General features: G+C 66.6%; 3 protein-coding genes and 1 pseudogene. 3 read left to right on the forward strand and 1 reads right to left on the reverse strand.

Features of this window, described 5'->3' with window-relative positions:
* Positions 1 to 338, reverse strand: a pseudogene (locus Y704_RS22300) (phosphodiesterase); the annotation flags it as partial.
* Between the two features lie 436 nt (positions 339 to 774).
* Between Y704_RS22300 and Y704_RS0117050 the strand changes: the two are divergent.
* From Y704_RS0117050 to Y704_RS25460, 3 genes are all read left to right on the forward strand, one after another.
* Positions 775 to 1233, forward strand: a complete 459-nt coding sequence (locus Y704_RS0117050; protein ID WP_026551004.1) for a 23S rRNA (pseudouridine(1915)-N(3))-methyltransferase RlmH — start codon at positions 775 to 777, stop codon at positions 1231 to 1233.
* A 99-nt stretch (positions 1234 to 1332) separates the two neighbouring features.
* The gene (locus Y704_RS24205; RefSeq protein ID WP_155850418.1) at positions 1333 to 2124 is read left to right on the forward strand and encodes a DUF4232 domain-containing protein; all 792 of its coding nucleotides are present in this window, start codon (positions 1333 to 1335) and stop codon (positions 2122 to 2124) included.
* A 98-nt stretch (positions 2125 to 2222) separates the two neighbouring features.
* Positions 2223 to 3252 (forward strand): DEAD/DEAH box helicase (locus Y704_RS25460; protein WP_035773286.1); only part of this gene is annotated, 1030 nt, incomplete at its 3' end.

Raw genomic sequence — 3252 nt, forward strand, 5'->3', positions numbered from 1 at the left:
AACCGGCCAAATGACTTGACGAACCAGATAGGGGCACCCCCCCCCACCGTTCGAAAGAATCCTAGCGGCGCGACCGAGTTGACGATGGTTTCCGGGTAGACATGCACGAAGTTGTGGCCCTGGCCGCCGTCACGTCCCCGGACGCCGCCGTCGGGCACGTGGAGGTCCTGTGTGTAGCAGGTTGCCGATGCTACGGACACCGGGATGCCCGCGAACGTCGACGACGACGAGAAGTGCAGGTGCCCGCCGATGATGAGGCGCACGTCCGAGCCCTCGACCACCTTGCGCAGGTGGTCCTGGTTCCGCAGTCCGGTCAGCACCGCGAGGTTCTGGATCATTGGAATAGGAGGGTGGTGCATTGCGAGGATGCTCCCTTCCGGCGCGGCGGTCGCCACTTCGGCGTCTTTCCAGCAATCGGAACCAGCTGCTTGAAGATCTCGAGCCCCACCCGCGTTCCGATCCCCCCCCCGGCGAGGATCACTCCTACAGTCCTCGCTCGGCTTGCCGTCCTGCCCGGCACCTTCCCTGGAAGAGCGTCATCGTGATTGACCATGATCCCACTCCGTTCCCATTCGATCCCTGGATTTAGTAAACGACCTGATGATGACCGTCGTACGCCAGAGTCATTTTGCCGAATACTGGGTCGTTTTTTTCCTTGCAGTTTGTGCGTTGTTCACCCCGTAGCTTCCCGGGCCTTTCCCTGCGTCCACGGGCCGGGACCAGCGGAATAGCGGGGGTGGGGAGCACCCACCCGGCAGCGGTAGCCTGTGAGGCATGGCGATCCGGGTGCTGGCCGTCGGCCGAAAACATGAGAGCTGGGTCCTCGAGGGGATCTCGCGCTACGAAAAGCGCCTCAAGAAGCCCTTCGACGTGACGTGGCAGCTTATTCCCCACTCATCCCGGGAGGGCGACCCGGCGCGGAAGGAGGAGTCGGAACGCCTGATCCCCAGACTCGCAGGCGATGACTTCGTGGTGCTGCTTGATGAGCGGGGGAAAGCAATCGACTCCCCCGCATTGTCGCGCACGCTGCTGCAGCCGCTGGAGCACTCGCGCGGCGTCACCGTCATCATCGGCGGGGCCTACGGCGTGGATGGGAGCGTACATGCCCGTGCCGACTTCGTGTGGTCCCTGTCCCCTCTGGTATTCCCCCATCAACTGGTCCGGCTCATTCTGGCGGAGCAGGTCTACCGGGCGCAGGAGATTGCCGGCGGCCGCTCGTACCACCACGACTAGCTGAGTCACACTAACCTCATGTGTAACAATTGCATCATCAAATCCCGAATTGCGGCTCTGCCGCATGGACCCGTGCGCACCCGCCCCTAGGGTGATGCTATGAATACCTTGCAGGTCATCCCGCGCCGCATCATGGCTGGAACAGCACTCGGCGCCGTCGTCTTCCTGGGCGCTTGCGGGACCTCGGGCGGGAGCGACCCCGAAGCGGCTGTCACGCCGGCGGTGTCCTCGAGCGGCGGAGCAACGACACCTGCATCAGCCGGGCCAAGCCCCGAGCCGACCGCTGAAGCGACCACTGAACCAACCACTGAACCGACCACCGAAGTGACCACTGAACCAACCACTGAACCGACCACGGAACCGGCCCCTGAGCCCAGTACCGGGCCGGCCCAGGCACCACTGGAAACTCCAGCCCCGACGTCGTCTCCGGACACCGCACCGACCCCTGCAGCCGCGGAAGCGGTGTCCGCCGGCACCTGCACCGCAGCGATGCTGACCGGCAGGATCGACACTGCTCCCGGCGCGGCTGCCATGGGCAGCGTCTACCGCTCGATCGTGCTGACCAACGTTTCAGCGGCCCCCTGTGACACCGCAGGCTTTCCCGGAGTTTCCGCCGTAGATGCCGCAGGCAACCTCATCGGCCTCCCTGCACACCGAGACGGCTCCCTCCTGACGGCACTCACCCTCGCTCCGGGGGCTTCCGCCGCGGCAACCCTCAAGCAGGGCAGTGGGCAGAACTATGGTGCCGACTGCGGCACGACGCCGGTGGCAGGGCTCCGCGTCTACCCGCCCGGCGCCACTGATTCCCTGGTGCTGGAGCAGCACCGTGAAGCGTGCTCGGCGACGTCGCTCGTCCTGATGACCGTGGGGACCCTGCAGCCCGCGCAGTAACCCGGCCGCTCGCGGCCCGGTCCCTCCTCCCCCCGTTACCCGACCGGGAAACGCGCGATGAGTCCAGGAATGTCAGTGCGCCGGGGGATGATGATCTCGTGACCGAGGTGCTTGAAAAATTCACCCCCGCTACCCACCAGTGGTTCGCGGGGGCCTTCGCCGCGCCCACTCCGGCCCAGGAGGGTGCCTGGAATGCCATCTCCGCCGGATCCAACGCCCTCGTGGTGGCTCCCACCGGTTCCGGCAAGACGCTGGCGGCGTTTCTCTGGGCGCTCGACCGGCTGATCGCGCGGGAGGAGCCCGCTGCTCCCGCCGCTGCGACCGCCGACGGAACCAAGCCCGGCAAGTTGCCGAAACGGACTACCCGCGTCCTCTACATCTCCCCGCTCAAGGCCCTCGGTGTCGACGTCGAACGGAACCTTCGGGCTCCCCTGATCGGCATCACCCAGACGGCGAAACGGCTCGGCCTTCCGGCGCCGTCCATCACGGTGGGTGTACGCTCCGGCGACACCCCGCAGGCGGAGCGCCGCTCCATGCTCACGCGCCCTCCGGACATCCTCATCACCACTCCCGAGTCGCTCTTCCTCATGCTGACGTCCAAGGCACGCGAGACGCTGCTGGAGGTGGACACCGTCATCCTCGACGAAGTCCACGCGGTGGCCGGAACCAAACGCGGCGCCCACCTTGCCGTGTCCCTGGCCCGGCTCGACGCCCTCCTCGACAAGCCCGTCCAGCGCATCGGCCTTTCAGCGACGGTGGAACCGAAGGAGACCGTCGCGCGCTTCCTGTCGGGCAACGCACCCGTCGAGATCGTCGCTCCGCCGTCGAAGAAGCAGTGGGACCTCACCGTCACGGTACCGGTCGAGGACATGACGGAGCTCGGCGGCGCTGCCTCCACCGACGACGACGGCGATGCCGCCCCGCAGGCGAGCATCTGGCCGCACGTCGAGGAGAAGATCGTCGACCTGATCGAGGCGAACCGCTCCACGATCGTCTTCGCCAACTCGCGGCGGCTCGCCGAGCGGCTGACGGCCAGGCTCAACGAGATCCACGAGGAACGCCGCGAGCGCGATGCAGTGTGGGCCGGTGCCGCAATGGAAGGCGGAGAAGCGGCGGACGAACCGTCCC

This window comes from Arthrobacter sp. Br18 (genome assembly GCF_000520555.1).
Taxonomy (GTDB): Bacteria; Actinomycetota; Actinomycetes; order Actinomycetales; family Micrococcaceae; genus Arthrobacter_D.

Coding starts and splice junctions, on each gene's coding strand:
- Y704_RS0117050 (WP_026551004.1), top strand. CDS start 775: ATGGCGATCCGGGTGCTGGCCGTCGGCCGAAAACATGAGAGCTGGGTC.
- Y704_RS24205 (WP_155850418.1), top strand. CDS start 1,333: ATGAATACCTTGCAGGTCATCCCGCGCCGCATCATGGCTGGAACAGCA.